Genomic DNA, 16,212 nt, shown 5'->3' on the forward strand with positions numbered 1-16,212 from the left:
GTAAAATTAGGGTAGCCATTGGGGATGAAAACCAACAAAGGGTAATTGTTCGAGATCGGATATATTTTGCTTGGCAACATCTAAAGTAGGAAGAGCGATCCAAATACTATTTTGTTTCTCGCCAGAAATGCCAGAATAAACTTGATTGAGCGATAAGCCTGACGGCATGGCTTCGCTACGCTCGAAGAGAATTCCTAATCCGTCTGGGGCAACGCTGACTTGACTTTCCTGATATTTGGGGATGGTGACTAAAGTGTTAATTTTTTTAGTTTCAAGGTCGATCTGTGCCAGATAGGGTTGTTCGGTATATGTCGTTTTTTTTGATAATTCAGTCAGCCAACAATAGAGATATTCAGCAGTGGGATCGAACTGACAATTTTGAATCGAACCATCAGTAGTTAAAAGTTCTGTTTCAATACCTTGACTGTTAACGAAATAAAGCGATCGCGTATATTTCAATTCTTCGCTATCGGTATTGTAATTAATCATCGCTGCCCCCGTGCCATCGGCAGTAAAATCGAGTACCCGACCAAATCTCGATAAAAAGTCTAAGGGTTCGGCATAGTCTTTGAGGGGTAATAAAGCAATTCCTTCACCCTGTGCCACCGCTACCGCTTGACTATCGGGAGTAATTAGAAAATCACCGACTTGATTGTTAGTAAACACTTGGGGGGATTTATTCCCAACAATTTTCCACAAACCATAGTCTTCGGGGTTGTTGCGGTTGACTCTTTGCACCACAACAGTCGTGCCATCTTGAGAAATATCGAATTTGTTGTTTTGATACTTCTGGTTGTCTAAAATTAGCTTAATTTTTCTATCTGGCTCATCTAATTGAGTAGAAACGCTGTAAAGCTTGAGATAGCGAATTCCCGACCTATCCCGACTGCGATCGGCTGCGGAAAATAACAAGCGATCGCCTTGGGGATAAGGTTTAAAATCGAATACAGTTAAATTTGGGGGTGTTAAGATAACTTTTTGCGATCGCGTCCAATTATATAAAACCAATCTCTCTGTTTCTTCTCCCTCCGTACCAACATAAGCCAAAGCGCGATCGCGACTGCTAAATTGGGCATTAAAAGGCTGAATTTCTGCTCCCGACTGTATTTGATTGGGAAACCTTTCTTTTGCTCCCGCTAGAGTTACCTGATAAGTTTCTCCGTAGGGTATGGGGTCATCCAGAGTATAAGCCATTCGCAAACCAGACCAACTAATCTTGCCTGGAAGGGGGGGAGTCACGGTTAAATTCTCTTCAACGCTATCGCGATCCATCGGACGATTGAAAGTCAGAATGAAAGCCCGATCTTGTCCGCCAATAGTTTTGTTATCCCAGCTAAAACTACTAACTTTTGCCCCTGCATGGAACAAACAATCATCCTCACAAGCACTCCCATTCCAAATCAACAACCCGATGATTAGAGCAAAGGAGAGAATTAGAGCGATCGCTAATTTATCTATTGGTTGGGCTAATTTAGGTTGTGCTGACTCACTCATAGACTCAATCTAACTTCAGCAATTAATTTAATAGCAAGTTTAGTTTAACGCGATCGCTTTTTATTGAATTAAAAAAATCTTAAATATTTTAATCGTATTGTCAATTATGATTATTTTCAAACTGAGAACATTTGTCCTAAAGGATACCGCAAAATCTCAATTAAATTTAGTTGTGGATGACTTGACGATTGTTTAAATACTAGATTGAGTCAAAAAAGCGATCGCATTACTTACGCACTACTTTATCTATTTCGGGCGTTAATTAATCGGGGATTAATGGATTGAGGTTCTGCGATTGTAAAATTGTAATTACGTCTAAATATTTAAGCTTAGAAAAACTTTTATGACTGCTACTCCCATCAAAAATACTTCCACCTCAGTACCAGATAAGTTAGGACGTTTTGGCCCTTATGGTGGTAAATACGTTCCCGAAACCTTGATGCCAGCTTTGGCGGAACTAGAAACTGCATACAACAAATATAAAAACGACCCTGATTTTACTCAAGAACTACAAGGCTTACTTAAAGATTATGTCGGTCGAGCCAATCCTCTTTACTTTGCCGAACGTCTTAGCCAACATTACTCTCGTCCCGATTTTACTCCTGAAATTTACCTCAAGCGCGAAGATTTAAACCACACGGGAGCGCACAAAATTAATAATGCTTTGGCTCAAGCCCTACTTGCCATTCGTATGGGTAAAAAGCGCATTATTGCCGAAACAGGAGCGGGACAACATGGGGTGGCTACGGCTACTGTCTGCGCTCGTTTTGGTTTGGAATGTATTATCTACATGGGCGTAGAAGATATGGAAAGACAAAAATTAAATGTCTTTCGGATGCGCCTGTTGGGGGCAAAGGTAGAACCCGTATCCGCTGGTACTGGAACTCTTAAAGATGCAACCAGTCAAGCAATTCGCGATTGGGTAACTAATGTGGAAACTACTCACTATATTTTAGGTTCTGTAGCGGGTCCTCATCCTTATCCTATGATGGTTAGAGATTTTCATGCAGTAATCGGTCGCGAAACTCGCCAACAATGCCTAGAAAAATGGGGCGGATTACCTGATATTTTAATTGCTTGCGTGGGTGGCGGCTCAAATGCCATGGGACTATTTTACGAATTTATTCCCGAATCTAGCGTCCGTATGATTGGGGTAGAAGCTGCGGGGGAAAGCGTTGCTTCTGGCAAACACGCTGCGACTCTCACAGAAGGTCGTCCAGGAGTATTACACGGTGCGATGAGTTATTTATTACAAGATACTCAAGGACAAATTATTGAAGCTCATTCGATTAGTGCGGGATTAGATTATCCTGGTGTTGGCCCAGAACATAGTTATTTAAAAGATACTAAACGAGCGGAATATTATGCTGTAACCGATCTTGAAGCGATCGCAGCATTGCGTTTATTGTCGGAAAAAGAAGGTATTATTCCCGCATTGGAAACCGCTCACGCCTTTGCCTATCTGGAAAAACTGTGTCCTCAGTTAACAGGTACTCAGCGTATTGTTTTTAATTGTTCGGGAAGAGGAGATAAAGACGTTCAAACAGTGGCTAAATATCTGGGAGATAAACTTTAAAGGATTGAGAAAATTGTAGAAACGTAATACATTGCGTTTCTACTAGAGGAATTAGAGAAAATGGTTGAAATTACGGTAGTGTCATTAATTTCTAGTTAACTACAATTAAAGAAGCGAGCTATTATTTCCCCAACCTCAATCATGTTTAAATCCCGAATTCCTCTACAAACTCCGATCGCTCTCAAGGTTTTGCTATTTGGAATACTCGCTATATCTTTTACTGCTTGGTCGACCTCTAGCGAAGCATCTAACCCTCAGATTTCTCTGAAAACCCAAGTAGTTGCTGCGAGCCAAAGCGATCGCGAATTGACCCAAATAGCTCAGTTGGCACATCAAAAAGTTAACGAATATCGCGCTTCTAAAAATTTACCACCCTTAAAGTTAAACGCAGTAATTAGCGAGCAAGCTAAAATTCATAGTTTGAACATGGCACAACACACCGTTCCTTTTAGCCATGATGGTTTTCAAGCTAGAGTACAAGCGATCGGCAAAAATATTACTTATAAAACCGTAGCGGAAAATGTGGCTTATAACTCAGGGTATCGAGACCCCGTAAATACTGCTGTAGAAGGATGGATTAAAAGCGATGGTCATCGCAAAAATATGGAAGGTAACTATAATTTAACAGGTATGGGAGTAGCAGTAAATTCAGATGGAGAATATTACTTTACTCAGATTTTTATCCTCGAAAATTAAATTGGCAATATGGTTTTAGATAACGTTCAAGTTTTTGACGAAGATTTAGACTCAGCTACATTAGCTCGTTACATGGCTGCTGAAGAAATTGCGATCGATACAGAAACTATGGGTTTAGTATTGGGACGAGATCGCTTGTGTCTGGTTCAATTATGCGATCCTCAAGGCTTTGTTTCGGCAATACGGATTGCTAAAGGACAAACCCAAGCACCCAATTTGCAAAAATTACTGGTTTCTTGGGACATTACTAAAGTTTTCCATTACGCTCGTTTTGATGTAGCACAATTTAATACTACATTTGGAGTGGAAACTGCACCAATTTTTTGCACTAAAATTGCCAGCAAGCTGGCGCGTACTTATACTGCCAGTCATGGGTTGAAAAGTTTAGTAACGGAATTAACAGGAGTCGAATTAGATAAAAAAGTGCAAAGTTCTGATTGGGGAGATGCGGAAAATCTTTCGGGAGAGCAATATAACTATGCAGCCAATGACGTGCGCTATTTATTAGATGTTAAAGCCAAGCTAACAGCAATGTTGAAACGGGAAGATCGTTACGAATTAGCACAACGTTGCTTTCAAGCAATTCCAGTATTTGTAGCTTTAGATATATTGCAATATCAAAATGTATTCGACCATAAATAAGCAGTAACTGGTTTTTATGTTAAGAGATTTCAAGAAACGCATAATATAGAGTCTTTTAACCTAAGTAATATTATGTAGTTGATTTAGATCGACTGTTGATTCATACCTCATAATTTAATCGGCGACTGCAAAAAGTAGTCGCCTTTTTTTCGCTCTCCTTTGCAAACAACCTCTTAGATACGATTATTGTTGGTTTCCCATAAATACAGGATAAAAAGAACGAATATAATTTCCGCGACTGCCATCTGGTTTGATATTACGATATAGGATTAAATCGTACATAGCACCATTAATTGTGGTACGTCTTGTTTCCCGATTAAATTTATAATTCCTCAGACTTTCAAAATAAGCAACTGTCCCCATTGCCATTTCGCATTCTGGACTAGTGCCAACAAAGAAACAACCTTTCTTTTTAAATAATTCTGTAGTGCGATAAGCCTGGCGGCATGGCTTCGCTACGCCTTTTTTTTCTTGCCAAAGCATTTGCACGCTCACTACATAGGGATTATCGATCCCAATATCCCCTTGCAGATCGTAATTATGACCTAAATAATCAACTTTTTGCTGTTGTTCGTCGAGGTAAAACTTAAGCCAAGAATGATAGCCTGAAATTCCGCCCGAAATGCGATCGCTTGTATCTCGATCGCGATAATATTTACCTTCTCCCACAAAAATATGTTCAAAACCCGAAGCATCTTCCAAAACTAAATCGCCAAAATAGTTGGTATAGGTATCGAACCAAATCTTTTTTAGATTAACTGCAAAATCAGTTGCAGAAAAATTAAAATTTAGGCGATCTTTCAGATAGTCGCGAGCTATGTCCATTACTTCTGTAGCCAAAATTGCTTCCAAAAATTGCTCTATTTCTTGTCGTTCTAATTTGGTTGTAACTTCTGATTTTTGATTGTTAAAATAGTAATTATCTAATAGTGTGATTAAACTGATGTAAGTAGGAAGAGTAGACAATTTTTCTTGATTAACTCGGTAAAACAAGGGTTTAGTTGCTAAATCTAAATCCGACCTACCAAAAGCTGCCACTTGTTCGTCTAAAAGAATATCTGCATTGGGGTCGAGCCATTTTCCTTGAGAATTGCGGGGGCTAACTAAAAATTTATGGCGATCGCTATTCCAAATACGTTGATATATATCCCTCACTAATTAATCCTCTAAGTAGTTCCACTTCTTGATGTAGTCGCTTTATTAAACTTAATTATTCACTACTGATGTCACGCAAAAGAACCTAATTATGATTTAAAGCAATCATTGGAACGACTAACCAAAATTATTCTTTAATGCAGCAATCAAACTTTGACAAACCCCAGTTAAAAAATCTAAATCCAAACTATCTATATTGTCGCTGGGTTGATGATAGTGAGGGTTACGTAACATTGCCGTGTCGGTAACCATAATGGCGCGATAGTTTTGTTGCCAAAAAGGTCGATGGTCGCTAAAACCAGTAATGGGGACTAATCTGCCACTGCTAGGATCGGGTAATATTTGGCAGGGAGTACCATGACGTTTCATCTGCCTACTAAGACGAATTAAATCGGGCAAAGCTTTCAAGTTTCCCACTAAAGCAATAAAATCCGCCTTGTCTGGGTAAAATGGCTTAATCAAATCGGGATACCTCTGAGAATTGGCAGTGCGATCGCAATAACCAAGCATTTCTAAAGATAACATTAGCCTTAACTTTTGTTGGTTTTCTTTTAAAGATTTAGCATAAGCAGTACTGCCCAATAAGCCATATTCTTCTAAATCGAAGGCTACCAGACGAACGGGATACTTGAGAGGATTCTGCGCTAAAAATCTCGCTAATTCTAATAAAACCACTACTCCTGTACCATTATCGTCAGCTCCAGGAGTTCCTGGTACGGCATCGTAATGGGCGCCGATTAAAATAGGATCTAACTTAGAATCTTCAACTCCGTTAAGATTGAGGATTAAGTTTTGATGGGTTTGATTGCTACATGGGAATTCGTGGGTTTCTACCGTACCGTATTCTGCCAAAGATTGACGAATATATTCCCTAACTAAAAAATGTCCTCCAGAAGCTATGTAAGGATCTCTTTGGCGCACAATTTGAGTTAAACAGGATTCGAGTCGTAATTTGAGTTCTTCCGTCATAATTGGCGATCGCTTGATTGGTAGATATTTTTTCGGGAAAATATGTTTAAGATAATTTCAACTAAAGTTTACTAAATCGATAAAAAATATTTTGTTTAAATAGTTATGATGGATTGTGAGTTACTTGACGGTTTGTTCTTATATCGACTTACGCCAAATGGCTGAAGATTTTTAGCTACACTTGAATAGATAATCTTAGGCATATATAACTATAAAACTACTATTTTCAAAACGGCTGTAATACATGAAAAACCAAAGTAATAAAGTTAGAGTAGCTCAATTTCTTTGCCAGCCTCAAGGAGGTAGAAATTATCTAATCAATGCTTTGAACTCCAAGTCAGAACGAGTATTTATTGAAGCACTACACCAGATCATTGATGCGATGAATCGAGATTTAAGTTCCAATTAACTAGCGATCGCCACTCTAGCAAACAATCCTCAATTGAGCAAACAGATTGAAGATTGCGCCCCAACTCTTCTAGACTAGTAAGATAAACTGCTTTACATTTCTTTATATGGCTAGAGATTTACGGGGATTTATAAAATTATTAGAATCGAAAGGACAACTTCGACGCATATCTGCATTAGTAGATTCAGATTTGGAGATCGCAGAAATTTCCAATCGGATGTTGCAAGCAGGAGGTCCAGGACTGCTATTTGAAAACGTCAAAGGTTCGCCTTTTCCTGTAGCGGTCAATCTGATGGGTACGGTAGAAAGAATTTGCTGGTCGATGAACATGGAACATCCCGAAGAATTAGAAACTCTGGGATCGAAACTGGCTATGTTGCAGCAACCCAAACCGCCTAAAAAAATCAAGCAAGCAGTAGATTTTGGCAAAGTACTGTTTGATGTCTTAAAAGCTAAACCAGGAAGAGACTTTTTTCCTCCCTGTCAGCAAGTAGCGATCGAAGGAGATGAATTAGACCTCAATAAAATTCCCATGATTCGTCCCTATGTAGGAGATGCGGGGAAAATTATTACTCTAGGATTGGTCATTACCAAAGATGTTGAAACTGGTACGCCTAACGTAGGGGTATATCGCCTGCAATTACAGTCTAAAAACACCATGACAGTTCACTGGCTGTCAGTACGTGGTGGGGCGAGACACCTACGTAAAGCAGCAGAAGCAGGGCAGAAATTGGAGGTTGCGATCGCTTTAGGGGTAGATCCGATGATTATTATGGCTGCCGCTACTCCTATTCCCGTAGACCTCTCCGAATGGTTGTTTGCAGGATTGTATGGCGGTAGTGGAGTAAAGCTAGCTAAGTGTAAAACTGTAGATTTAGAAGTTCCTGCCGATTCCGAATTTGTCTTAGAAGGTACGATTACTCCTGGAGAAATGTTGCCCGATGGACCTTTTGGCGATCACATGGGCTACTATGGCGGAGTGGAAGATTCTCCTCTAGTACGCTTTCACTGCATGACCCACCGTAAAGATCCCATTTATTTAACTACTTTTAGCGGTCGTCCTCCTAAAGAAGAAGCCATGATGGCGATCGCACTTAATCGGATTTATACTCCTATCTTGCGCCAGCAGGTTTCAGAAATTGTCGATTTCTTCCTACCTATGGAAGCATTAAGCTATAAGGCGGCAATTATCTCGATCGATAAAGCTTATCCAGGTCAAGCCAGAAGGGCAGCTTTGGCTTTTTGGAGTGCCTTACCGCAGTTTACCTACACTAAATTTGTCATTGTGGTAGACAAAGATATCAATATTCGCGATCCTCGTCAGGTAGTTTGGGCGATTAGTTCTAAAGTAGATCCTTCTAGGGATGTATTTATTTTACCCGACACTCCTTTTGATACTTTAGATTTCGCTAGCGAAAAAATTGGTTTGGGGGGACGTATGGGTATAGATGCAACCACCAAAATTCCCCCAGAAACTAATCACGAATGGGGCGAACCTTTAGAATCAGATGATGATACGGCTAATATGGTTTCTCGACGTTGGCAAGAATATGGTTTGGGAGACATCGATCTCAGTGAAGTGGATGCCAATTTATTTGGTTATGATATGAAATAATATGGAATTTAACAAGAATGCTACAAATCGGAGATTAGGAATAATACCCAATCACCAGTAACCAATACCATTCTTGTTATGGGTAACATCACATCAGTTATTAACGATCGAAGTAACTTGTTCTTTGCCATTACTAGTGACGGTAATGTTATTCTTGCCAAGAGTGCCGATTGCTTTGTCTCCAGTCAATCTGACTTGAGGATCGGTTTGTTGGTAAATGACATTACCCGTTGCTTCAATAGTCTCTCGATCCATATTCCAAATTAATTCACGGGCGAATAATTCCGCTTGTTGTTGGAGATCGATGCCTCGGACTCCATTTTTTAAGATAGCTTGTTGTTGCAGGAGATTTATTTCCCCTTGGTTGCCCGTTAGGGTGACTTGGCGATCGCGATTGATAATTTGAATTGGTTTATCTGTTGTGCCAATCCGTTGTTGATAATTCCATTGAATCGATTCGCTGGCAGCTTGGATGTTGGGTTCGAGGGAAATCGACTCCACATTGCCTTCTATGGTGGCTGTATGGGTGCTTAAATCTACATTACCGCGATCGCCCACTAACCGATCGGTAATTTTTTCATCTCGGTCATAACGGACTAAATCTATTGCACCAGGGCTAGTAACTCTATTAGAAATAATATCCCAGATCAGGCGATCGCTTTTTAATTGTAAAGAGGGTTTGTTAGTATTTGCTACCACATTGCCAGCAACCTCTAAAATCTCTTTGTCTGTGAGATATTTCCCTCCTAAAGCGGAAATTTCTAAATTATCTCTGATTCCTGTTAGTTTTTGCTTAATTAATAATAGATTCTCTTGGGGTCGCCATTCCAGCAATTCGCTTTGAATTGTGCTGTTATTGCGCGGATCGCTGGCAACAATGTTTTCTTGGAGAGTAATTAGATTGCCATTTTCTTGAATTTTTCCCTGATTGGCACTTAGTTTGAGAATAATTTGGTCATCTTGCAAGAGATTGGCTACTACCTCTTCTAAATCTGCCGTTTGTTTGTCTTCGCTATAAACAATATTATCTGCTTTAATTTTCCATACAGTATTATCTCTCTTGTTAGACTGCTCTAAAACAGCATTATTTAAAACTAATTGAGTTTCTTCGCGACTTACTGGAGGATTATTGAGAGAATTAGATTCTGGGGTAGATGTCTGACAGCCAACTAGAGCTACCCCTAAAACTATTACTAGATAAAATTGAAAAATATTATTAATCACTAATTACTCATTATTAACTATATTTGTGCAATTCCTTAATAATTCTAGCTTTTTCCCTTTAGCGATCGCAGAGCTAGAATTCATCATAGATTAAGTATCGGTTAAACAGAAAAAGTTTTGCTAAATCTTTTCTAGCGGTTTTGGGAAACTCGGAATAAACTACCGATTGGTTTCCTTATAAATTGTTAAATGAAATTTAATTTAGCAAAAATAATTAAATGTCTTTTATATCAGTCGGCAATAACTAAATCATTTATCTTCTTTAGCGGGATAATTGTAATTTATTTAACTGTAATTAAAAGAGTCAGTGCAGCACCAGAAAATTTCAACCCAGAAATAGAATCTACTCCCGAATCAGAATTGTCAGACAGTCAAGGCGATCGCTATAATTCCCCACCAAAACCAATTAAACCCGCTCCTCAAATTCAGCCTAAGCCGAAAAAGCCCCAACCTAATATTCCCTTACCAGAAGTTAATTTATCTGATGAATCCTCGATTGAATCTGGTACGGCAGATATCGATCTGCGTAGCAAACCCAAGAAAAACAGCGATACATCTCCTGATTTTTCTACCATCACCATAGAAAATTTAAGTTTCGATTTAAAATTAGATTTTGATAATTTCGGACAAACAAATTTATTAATCAATCAAGCAATAGATTTTAATTTATTTAATTTAGATTTTGTTTTAAATACGGGGGTTAATTTATTCAAGCAAGATAATTTAGAAACTGTTAACAATATTCCTCTATATTTATCTTGGCTGACAAAAATCAAAAAGATTGATTTAACTATTACTGGAGGTGTAGACTTTTTTGATAATCTACCTGCTACTCCCAGATTTAGCCTCAAAGGTAGTACTCCTCTTTTTGCTAGCGTCACTGAGGATGGTAAATTAAAATCCCTGTTTGTTATCTCTGCCCAAGGGCAATATCAAGCTTATAAATTTAACGCAGCAACTCTAACTAATGAAATAACCCTATGGCGTTTTACTCCTAGTATTTATTGGCAAATAATCCCCAATTTGAGTTTATTTACTTTAGGGCAATACGGTAGTTTGAGCGATCGCAATCAAGAATGGCAATCCTTCAGTCGGTTAGAAAAAAAAATTGGTTCTTTTTCTCTAGCAGCCAATCTCTTTACTTGGCATTTTGAGTCCGATCTCAGTCAAACTAGCGGTTATTTTTCTCCGCAAAACTTTTTAGTTTACAATGGCGAACTTGCTTGGCAAGGAAAGATGTTCGATGAAACCCTAGACTGCAAATTATCTCTAGCTTTCGGCAAACAAAAACTAGATGGAGCAACAGACAATGCCTGGACTTATAAAACCCTGTGCAGTACTAACTTACTTTCCAATCTAGAACTAGACTTGGGCTATACTTATTCCAATGTTCGCGATCGCAATACTGGAGATACTAGCTTTGGCAATCAATCAATTCATGGTAAATTGAATATTCAATTTTGAGCGCAAGCTGCCAATATATCTTGGTGGAGTTGGGGTGAACTGGCTACAATTGCCCCATCATAACTATAATTTTTACAATTGCTCAGAGGTGGTAGAAGCGAACCATCTAAGCTAGTTACTATACAACCATTTTCTTCTGCCATAAAGGCTAAAGCCGCACTGTCAATAAACTTTCCCCTTTTGGTCACCCAACCAATCAAGTCTCCAGAAAAGATGCCATTATAGTTGGGTAACTGTTGGTCAGCAGAATAACAATTTTCTAGATCGATAACTCGATATTTATCTTCTAATGCAGGTTTGAGGTGTGCCATTCCCCAGCCTAGCAAGATATTAGGTTTGGGAGCGACAATCTTTAACCGCTGACATTCATCTAAGTTTAAATTTAGTCTGCCCTGATATACGCCCTCGCCTTGGAGACAATAATAGTAGCAATTTTGAGCGGGAGAAATCGCTATTACCGCCTCATAATGGTCTTTACTCAGAATGCTGAGAATAATTTGGTAATTATCAAATCCATCTAAATAATATTTAGTGCCGTCAATCGGATCTAGAGTAATTAGATAATCGCTGTTACTAGCTAATTCTATAGAACTAAAATACTTAGTATTGCGAGATTTTTGGTATTCTTCCCCATAAAAAGCAAGATGGGGATAAGTGCCTAACAAAGCCACCTCTACCAAAGTTTGAATAGAAAGATCCGCATCGGTTAAAGCTGCCGATAAAATATTATCTCCTGCATCTTTATCGGGCAAAGAAATAATTTTAGGTTGAATTTGTCGGGCATAATCCGCAGCTACTCTAAGATGGGGTAGTAAAGTTGCTAAAATTTCGCGGGGTGATGGCTTGGCAGGCATAATAATTTTAATAAATTTAATTCATATTCACCAAAGTTAACATAACCATACCTAGACCTAGATTAAGTAAGCAATAATACAATTTGTTGCATTAGAAATCAAAGAGTTAATTAAGGAACAGATCTTAAGTGGAAAAATTGCGCTAGCTTTTTTGTAGAAAGACTTATCGGCAAGAGTCATTCTTTCAAACAATCAAAGAAATCTTTGGGGCAAGTTAAAAACTATGGCAAAAAGAACTTTTGGCGTAATTGGTTTGGCAGTAATGGGTGAAAACCTCGCACTGAATGTAGAAAGTCGCGGTTTCCCTATTGCTGTCTACAATCGCTCTCCTGAAAAAACCGAAAAATTTATGGCTACCAGAGCCCAGGGGAAAGATATTAAAGCAGCCTATTCTCTAGAAGAATTCGTGCAAACTTTAGAATGTCCCCGCAACATCCTCGTGATGGTTAAAGCGGGTAAACCAGTAGATGCGGTAATCGAACAATTAAAACCATTATTAGATAAGGGAGATACTATCATTGATGGCGGTAACTCTCTATATGAAGATACAGAAAGACGTACCAAAGACCTAGAATCTACAGGATTGGGTTTTGTGGGAATGGGCGTAAGCGGTGGTGAAGAAGGCGCCCTTAATGGTCCTAGTCTTATGCCTGGAGGTACAGAAACTGGCTATCGAGATTTAGAACCAATTTTAACTAAAATTGCAGCCCAAGTAGACGATGGCCCTTGTGTAACTTACATTGGTCCTGGTGGTGCTGGTCACTATGTCAAAATGGTACATAATGGCATCGAGTATGGCGATATGCAGCTAATTGCTGAAGCCTATGACTTGATGAAAAATACTCTTAATCTATCGGGTGAAGAATTAAAACAAGTATTTAGCGAATGGAATCATACTGACGAGTTAAATTCTTTTCTCATTGAAATTACTGCTGACATTTTTGCCAATACCGATCCTGAAACTCAACAGCCTTTGGTAGATTCGATTTTAGATGCTGCGGGGCAAAAAGGCACTGGACGTTGGACGGTAGTAAGTTCCCTAGAATTAGGCGTACCCATTCCTACTATTTATGCTGCGGTAAACGCTCGCGTTATGTCGGCATATAAAGAAGAAAGAGTTGCTGCATCTAAAGAAATTACCGCTCCTGCTGATGAATATAAAGGAGACAAAAAAGAGTTTATTAATAAAGTTAGAGACGCTCTATATTGCTCGAAAATGTGTTCCTATGCTCAGGGCATGGCATTGTTAAGCAAAGCATCTCAGGAGTTTAACTTTAACCTCAATTTGGCAGAAATAGCGCGAATTTGGAAAGGTGGCTGCATTATTCAAGCTGGTTTCTTGGACAAAATCAAAAAAGCCTTTAAAGAAAACCCCAATCTGCCCAATCTTCTACTCGCTCCTGAATTTAAACAGTCTATTGTCAATCGTCAGGCTGCATGGCGCGAAGTACTATCTACTGCCAATCAGTTGGGCGTTGCCGTACCTGCATTTAGTTCTTCTCTAGACTATTTTGATAGCTATCGTCGAGCGACTTTACCTCAAAATCTCACTCAAGCTCAACGAGACTACTTTGGCGCTCATACTTACGAAAGAGTAGATCGTCCTAGAGGAGAATTTTCTCATACTGAGTGGGAAAAAATAAAATCTTAGTGGATTTGGTCATGAAATAAATTGTTGCTTGGGCAACCATCATTCGCCTTTAAAATAGGGTAGGTCATCAATCTGAAAGATTGTTTTTCTTTAATTGATGGCAGACCCTTTTTTGCTAGATTGCCGTTACTCAAATCATAAGTTGTCATCTTAAATCTACAGGGAAAATAAATAATATCTACCATAAATTTAGGAATAATTGAGCTATTATGGCTATTCAGATATGGTCAGACTTAATATTCTATATTTTGACGATCGTTATGCTAGAAAAATCTCAAGTTTTGTCTACGGTACAACAAGTCAAGTTACGCAAGTTGGAATTGGAGGTAGAAGCTTTATGGCAGCAAGTTAAAAATAAAAGTAGTCCCGAACCAAAACTGTTAGTTCAAACTATTTTAGTTCAAACTGTTAATTAATTTATTTTTTTATTTTCTTTCTTACACTCCTCACACTCACTAGCGATCGACAGTTACATTTTTACTAATTGATTTTATTGGGAGATAATTCATATTGCGAAGGATCGGAGTTAAAAATAGAGCTTGGATGGGGTGTCTTCATCTGTTCGATCGCAGCAGTATCTATTGTCAGCAAATCATTGTTGAAGTATTTGTCTGGATTAGAAAATATTTTTATTTCTCGCTCAAATCTTTCTCTGCCAGTCCTAAAAAACCTTTGAGATTGAGTTGGCGTAAATAAGCCATTAAGACTGTTCAAATTAACCCTTGTTTGGGCTGTAACTGGAGTTGTTTTGACCATTAAACTAACATTAGTCAAACCAAACAAACATAAAAAACTCAACCATTTTAAATTAGCTTTCATCTTTAAAAAATATTATTATCTTTTCTTTATATTACAAGATTTTTTTATCTCTCGGATTTAAGATTTTTTAGGTACAGCTACTTATTGGGATCGCTATAATCTGGATTGGTAATAAATTCTTCATCGGTCAAACTATTTAAAAACGCGATTAAATCATCCATTTCCGATTCGGTAATTTCAAATCCTTGGATGAAGCCACTTTTATAAGGATTTTGACTGCCAATACCTGCCAATTCTCCTTCGGCAATTGTTCTTCCTCCCGCTTGATAGTGGGCGATCGCATCTCGTAAAGTTACTACACTACCATCGTGCATATAAGGTGCGGTGAGAGCAATATTGCGCAGGGTAGGCACTTTGAAACGTCCCATGTCTGTAGGTTCTTGGGTAATTTCATTGATTCCCGTGTTGGGTAGGGGATATCCACCATTACCATCAATATTGTATAAACCAGTGTTGTGAAAAGCAACCTCGGTAAATGCTAAATTTTCGTGTTGCACCGAATCGCTGAAATTAATTCCTCCATGACAGTGAAAACATTCCATCCGCTCGCTATTAAATAGTTTTTCGCCCCGTTTGGCAGCAGCAGAAATAGCATTTTCCTCTCGTTGATAGCGATAGCGATCGTAGGGAGAATTAAAAGAAACCAGACTTCTTTGGAAGCTTGCCAAAGCTTTAGTCATATTTTTAATGGTTACTGGCTCTTTTTCTCCTGAAAAAGCCGCTTTAAACCTAGGCAAATATTGAGGATCTTGTTGCATCCAAGCAATTATTTCTTTTTCCTTGCCCACCATTCCCATCTCCACAGGATGTTCGCCAAAAATAGGAATCAATGCCTGATTTTCTAAGCTAGTCATCAAGGGATTTGCCCAAGTCAAGACTGGGTTGTATGCCATATTAGCCAAACTCATAGAATTGCGCGGGTGCTTTTCATCAGTAGAACCTATGGCAACGGTTTTACCATCAGTAAAAGCTAAAGATTGTTGGTGACAAGAAGCACAAGAAAATTCCCCCGTAATCGACAACCGAGGCTCGTAAAACAAGTGTCTGCCCAACTCTACCTTTTCCGCCGTCATGGGATTATCGGCTGGAACAATAGGCTTGGGAGTCCATGCTGGCAAATTCCAGTTGTATTCTGTTACTACTGCCAAATTATTCTCCGTTGCCATAACCCGACTCAAACCTACAGACAAACAGATGGATAATAAAAAAACAATAGCTAAATTTATTAAGCGATCGCGAAGCATATATAATCGTGCAAAATTAAATTTATTCCTAAGGATTGGTCAAGGGGGAAAGGTGAAGGGGAAAAGGCTATTAAAAAAAGCTAAGGGCTAATGGCTAATGGCTAGGGCAAAGCCCTTTTACTCAACAAAGAAAAAGCTTTGTCCTTCGCTAGAAGTTGCGCCATTAAAAGGCAACCCCAACCGCTGTACAATCTCGGTACAGTCGCTATCTTCGGGAGAAGACATACAGCCTGTGGGGGTGTTTGCTTGATTGGTGCTCAAGTCGGTTTCGTAGAGTAATTCTGCTAAGTCAGCAATGACGACATTATCGTCGGGATTAAAGTCTTCCAAAGTAACAGTGCTGCGATTGGGGTTGAGACAACCAACAAATAAATCGCTTCTAGCGGTATCTTTACAACCA

The 16,212-nt window shown here is 38.9% G+C and carries 15 protein-coding genes and 1 pseudogene; 8 read left to right on the forward strand and 8 right to left on the reverse strand.

Going from position 1 to position 16,212, the window contains the following annotated elements:
- Positions 1-6 precede the first annotated feature (6 nt).
- Positions 7-1,494 carry an Ig-like domain-containing domain gene (locus AC33VI_RS20285; RefSeq protein WP_491784074.1) on the reverse strand — a complete coding sequence of 496 codons (1,488 nt, stop codon included), beginning with the start codon at positions 1,492-1,494 and terminating at the stop codon, positions 7-9.
- Positions 1,495-1,837: 343 nt separating this feature from the next.
- On the opposite strand from AC33VI_RS20285, the gene trpB reads away from it, so the two are divergent.
- The 3 genes from trpB (at position 1,838) to AC33VI_RS20300 (ending at position 4,408) form a co-directional block, all read left to right on the forward strand.
- On the forward strand, positions 1,838-3,070 hold the full coding sequence (gene trpB, locus AC33VI_RS20290) for a tryptophan synthase subunit beta (protein ID WP_491784075.1): 1,233 nt from the start codon (positions 1,838-1,840) through the stop codon (positions 3,068-3,070).
- Between the two features lie 141 nt (positions 3,071-3,211).
- The gene (locus AC33VI_RS20295; RefSeq protein ID WP_491784076.1) at positions 3,212-3,766 is read left to right on the forward strand and encodes a CAP domain-containing protein; all 555 of its coding nucleotides are present in this window, start codon (positions 3,212-3,214) and stop codon (positions 3,764-3,766) included.
- 9 nt (positions 3,767-3,775) lie between these two features.
- A complete protein-coding gene (locus AC33VI_RS20300) occupies positions 3,776-4,408 on the forward strand; it encodes a ribonuclease D (protein ID WP_491784077.1) in 633 nt (210 codons plus the stop codon).
- 183 nt (positions 4,409-4,591) lie between these two features.
- Here the strand turns inward: AC33VI_RS20300 and AC33VI_RS20305 are convergent, their stop codons facing one another.
- On the reverse strand, positions 4,592-5,563 hold the full coding sequence (locus AC33VI_RS20305; protein WP_491784078.1) for a hypothetical protein: 972 nt from the start codon (positions 5,561-5,563) through the stop codon (positions 4,592-4,594).
- 117 nt (positions 5,564-5,680) lie between these two features.
- The gene (locus AC33VI_RS20310) at positions 5,681-6,532 is read right to left on the reverse strand and encodes a M28 family peptidase (RefSeq protein WP_491784079.1); all 852 of its coding nucleotides are present in this window, start codon (positions 6,530-6,532) and stop codon (positions 5,681-5,683) included.
- Positions 6,533-6,776: 244 nt separating this feature from the next.
- Between AC33VI_RS20310 and AC33VI_RS20315 the strand changes: the two genes are divergently transcribed.
- Positions 6,777-6,941: a hypothetical protein gene (locus AC33VI_RS20315; protein WP_491784080.1), complete on the forward strand. Its 165-nt coding sequence runs from the start codon at positions 6,777-6,779 to the stop codon at positions 6,939-6,941.
- A gap of 106 nt (positions 6,942-7,047) precedes the next feature.
- Positions 7,048-8,556, forward strand: coding sequence for a UbiD family decarboxylase (locus AC33VI_RS20320; protein ID WP_491784081.1), 1,509 nt, complete (start codon positions 7,048-7,050; stop codon positions 8,554-8,556).
- Positions 8,557-8,649: 93 nt separating this feature from the next.
- Here the strand turns inward: AC33VI_RS20320 and lptC are convergent, their stop codons facing one another.
- The gene (gene lptC, locus AC33VI_RS20325; protein ID WP_491784082.1) at positions 8,650-9,780 is read right to left on the reverse strand and encodes an LPS export ABC transporter periplasmic protein LptC; all 1,131 of its coding nucleotides are present in this window, start codon (positions 9,778-9,780) and stop codon (positions 8,650-8,652) included.
- A 189-nt stretch (positions 9,781-9,969) separates the two neighbouring features.
- On the opposite strand from lptC, the gene AC33VI_RS20330 reads away from it, so the two are divergent.
- Complete coding sequence (locus tag AC33VI_RS20330) at positions 9,970-11,244, forward strand: hypothetical protein (RefSeq protein WP_491784083.1); 1,275 nt, start codon at positions 9,970-9,972, stop codon at positions 11,242-11,244.
- Here AC33VI_RS20330 and AC33VI_RS20335 read toward each other — a convergent pair.
- Positions 11,235-12,098: an inositol monophosphatase family protein gene (locus tag AC33VI_RS20335; protein WP_491784084.1), complete on the reverse strand. Its 864-nt coding sequence runs from the start codon at positions 12,096-12,098 to the stop codon at positions 11,235-11,237. The two genes, AC33VI_RS20330 and AC33VI_RS20335, sit on opposite strands and share 10 nt — an antisense overlap.
- 223 nt (positions 12,099-12,321) lie before the next feature.
- On the opposite strand from AC33VI_RS20335, the gene gnd reads away from it, so the two are divergent.
- Together gnd and AC33VI_RS20345 are read left to right on the forward strand one after the other, a co-directional pair.
- Positions 12,322-13,749, forward strand: coding sequence for a decarboxylating NADP(+)-dependent phosphogluconate dehydrogenase (gene gnd / locus AC33VI_RS20340; protein ID WP_491784085.1), 1,428 nt, complete (start codon positions 12,322-12,324; stop codon positions 13,747-13,749).
- Positions 13,750-13,958: 209 nt separating this feature from the next.
- Complete coding sequence (locus AC33VI_RS20345; protein ID WP_491784086.1) at positions 13,959-14,165, forward strand: hypothetical protein; 207 nt, start codon at positions 13,959-13,961, stop codon at positions 14,163-14,165.
- Between the two features lie 64 nt (positions 14,166-14,229).
- Here AC33VI_RS20345 and AC33VI_RS20350 read toward each other — a convergent pair whose 3' ends face one another.
- From AC33VI_RS20350 to AC33VI_RS20360, 3 genes and pseudogenes are all read right to left on the reverse strand, one after another.
- Positions 14,230-14,568: a hypothetical protein gene (locus AC33VI_RS20350; RefSeq protein WP_491784087.1), complete on the reverse strand. Its 339-nt coding sequence runs from the start codon at positions 14,566-14,568 to the stop codon at positions 14,230-14,232.
- Between the two features lie 77 nt (positions 14,569-14,645).
- Positions 14,646-15,812 carry an MbnH family di-heme enzyme gene (locus AC33VI_RS20355; protein ID WP_491784088.1) on the reverse strand — a complete coding sequence of 389 codons (1,167 nt, stop codon included), beginning with the start codon at positions 15,810-15,812 and terminating at the stop codon, positions 14,646-14,648.
- Positions 15,813-15,929: 117 nt separating this feature from the next.
- Positions 15,930-16,212, reverse strand: a pseudogene (locus tag AC33VI_RS20360) (MbnP family copper-binding protein); the annotation flags it as partial.

The organism is Waterburya sp. (assembly GCF_058530065.1).

Bases quoted from the DNA above. Each gene is read 5' to 3' on its own strand.
- AC33VI_RS20300 (WP_491784077.1), top strand. From the start codon at position 3,776: ATGGTTTTAGATAACGTTCAAGTTTTTGACGAAGATTTAGACTCAGCT.
- AC33VI_RS20310 (WP_491784079.1), bottom strand. From the start codon at position 6,532: ATGACGGAAGAACTCAAATTACGACTCGAATCCTGTTTAACTCAAATT.
- AC33VI_RS20355 (WP_491784088.1), bottom strand. From the start codon at position 15,812: ATGCTTCGCGATCGCTTAATAAATTTAGCTATTGTTTTTTTATTATCC.
- AC33VI_RS20315 (WP_491784080.1), top strand. From the start codon at position 6,777: ATGAAAAACCAAAGTAATAAAGTTAGAGTAGCTCAATTTCTTTGCCAG.
- AC33VI_RS20285 (WP_491784074.1), bottom strand. From the start codon at position 1,494: ATGAGTGAGTCAGCACAACCTAAATTAGCCCAACCAATAGATAAATTA.
- AC33VI_RS20295 (WP_491784076.1), top strand. From the start codon at position 3,212: ATGTTTAAATCCCGAATTCCTCTACAAACTCCGATCGCTCTCAAGGTT.
- AC33VI_RS20330 (WP_491784083.1), top strand. From the start codon at position 9,970: ATGAAATTTAATTTAGCAAAAATAATTAAATGTCTTTTATATCAGTCG.
- AC33VI_RS20345 (WP_491784086.1), top strand. From the start codon at position 13,959: ATGGCTATTCAGATATGGTCAGACTTAATATTCTATATTTTGACGATC.
- trpB (WP_491784075.1), top strand. From the start codon at position 1,838: ATGACTGCTACTCCCATCAAAAATACTTCCACCTCAGTACCAGATAAG.
- AC33VI_RS20350 (WP_491784087.1), bottom strand. From the start codon at position 14,568: ATGAAAGCTAATTTAAAATGGTTGAGTTTTTTATGTTTGTTTGGTTTG.
- AC33VI_RS20320 (WP_491784081.1), top strand. From the start codon at position 7,048: ATGGCTAGAGATTTACGGGGATTTATAAAATTATTAGAATCGAAAGGA.
- AC33VI_RS20335 (WP_491784084.1), bottom strand. From the start codon at position 12,098: ATGCCTGCCAAGCCATCACCCCGCGAAATTTTAGCAACTTTACTACCC.
- gnd (WP_491784085.1), top strand. From the start codon at position 12,322: ATGGCAAAAAGAACTTTTGGCGTAATTGGTTTGGCAGTAATGGGTGAA.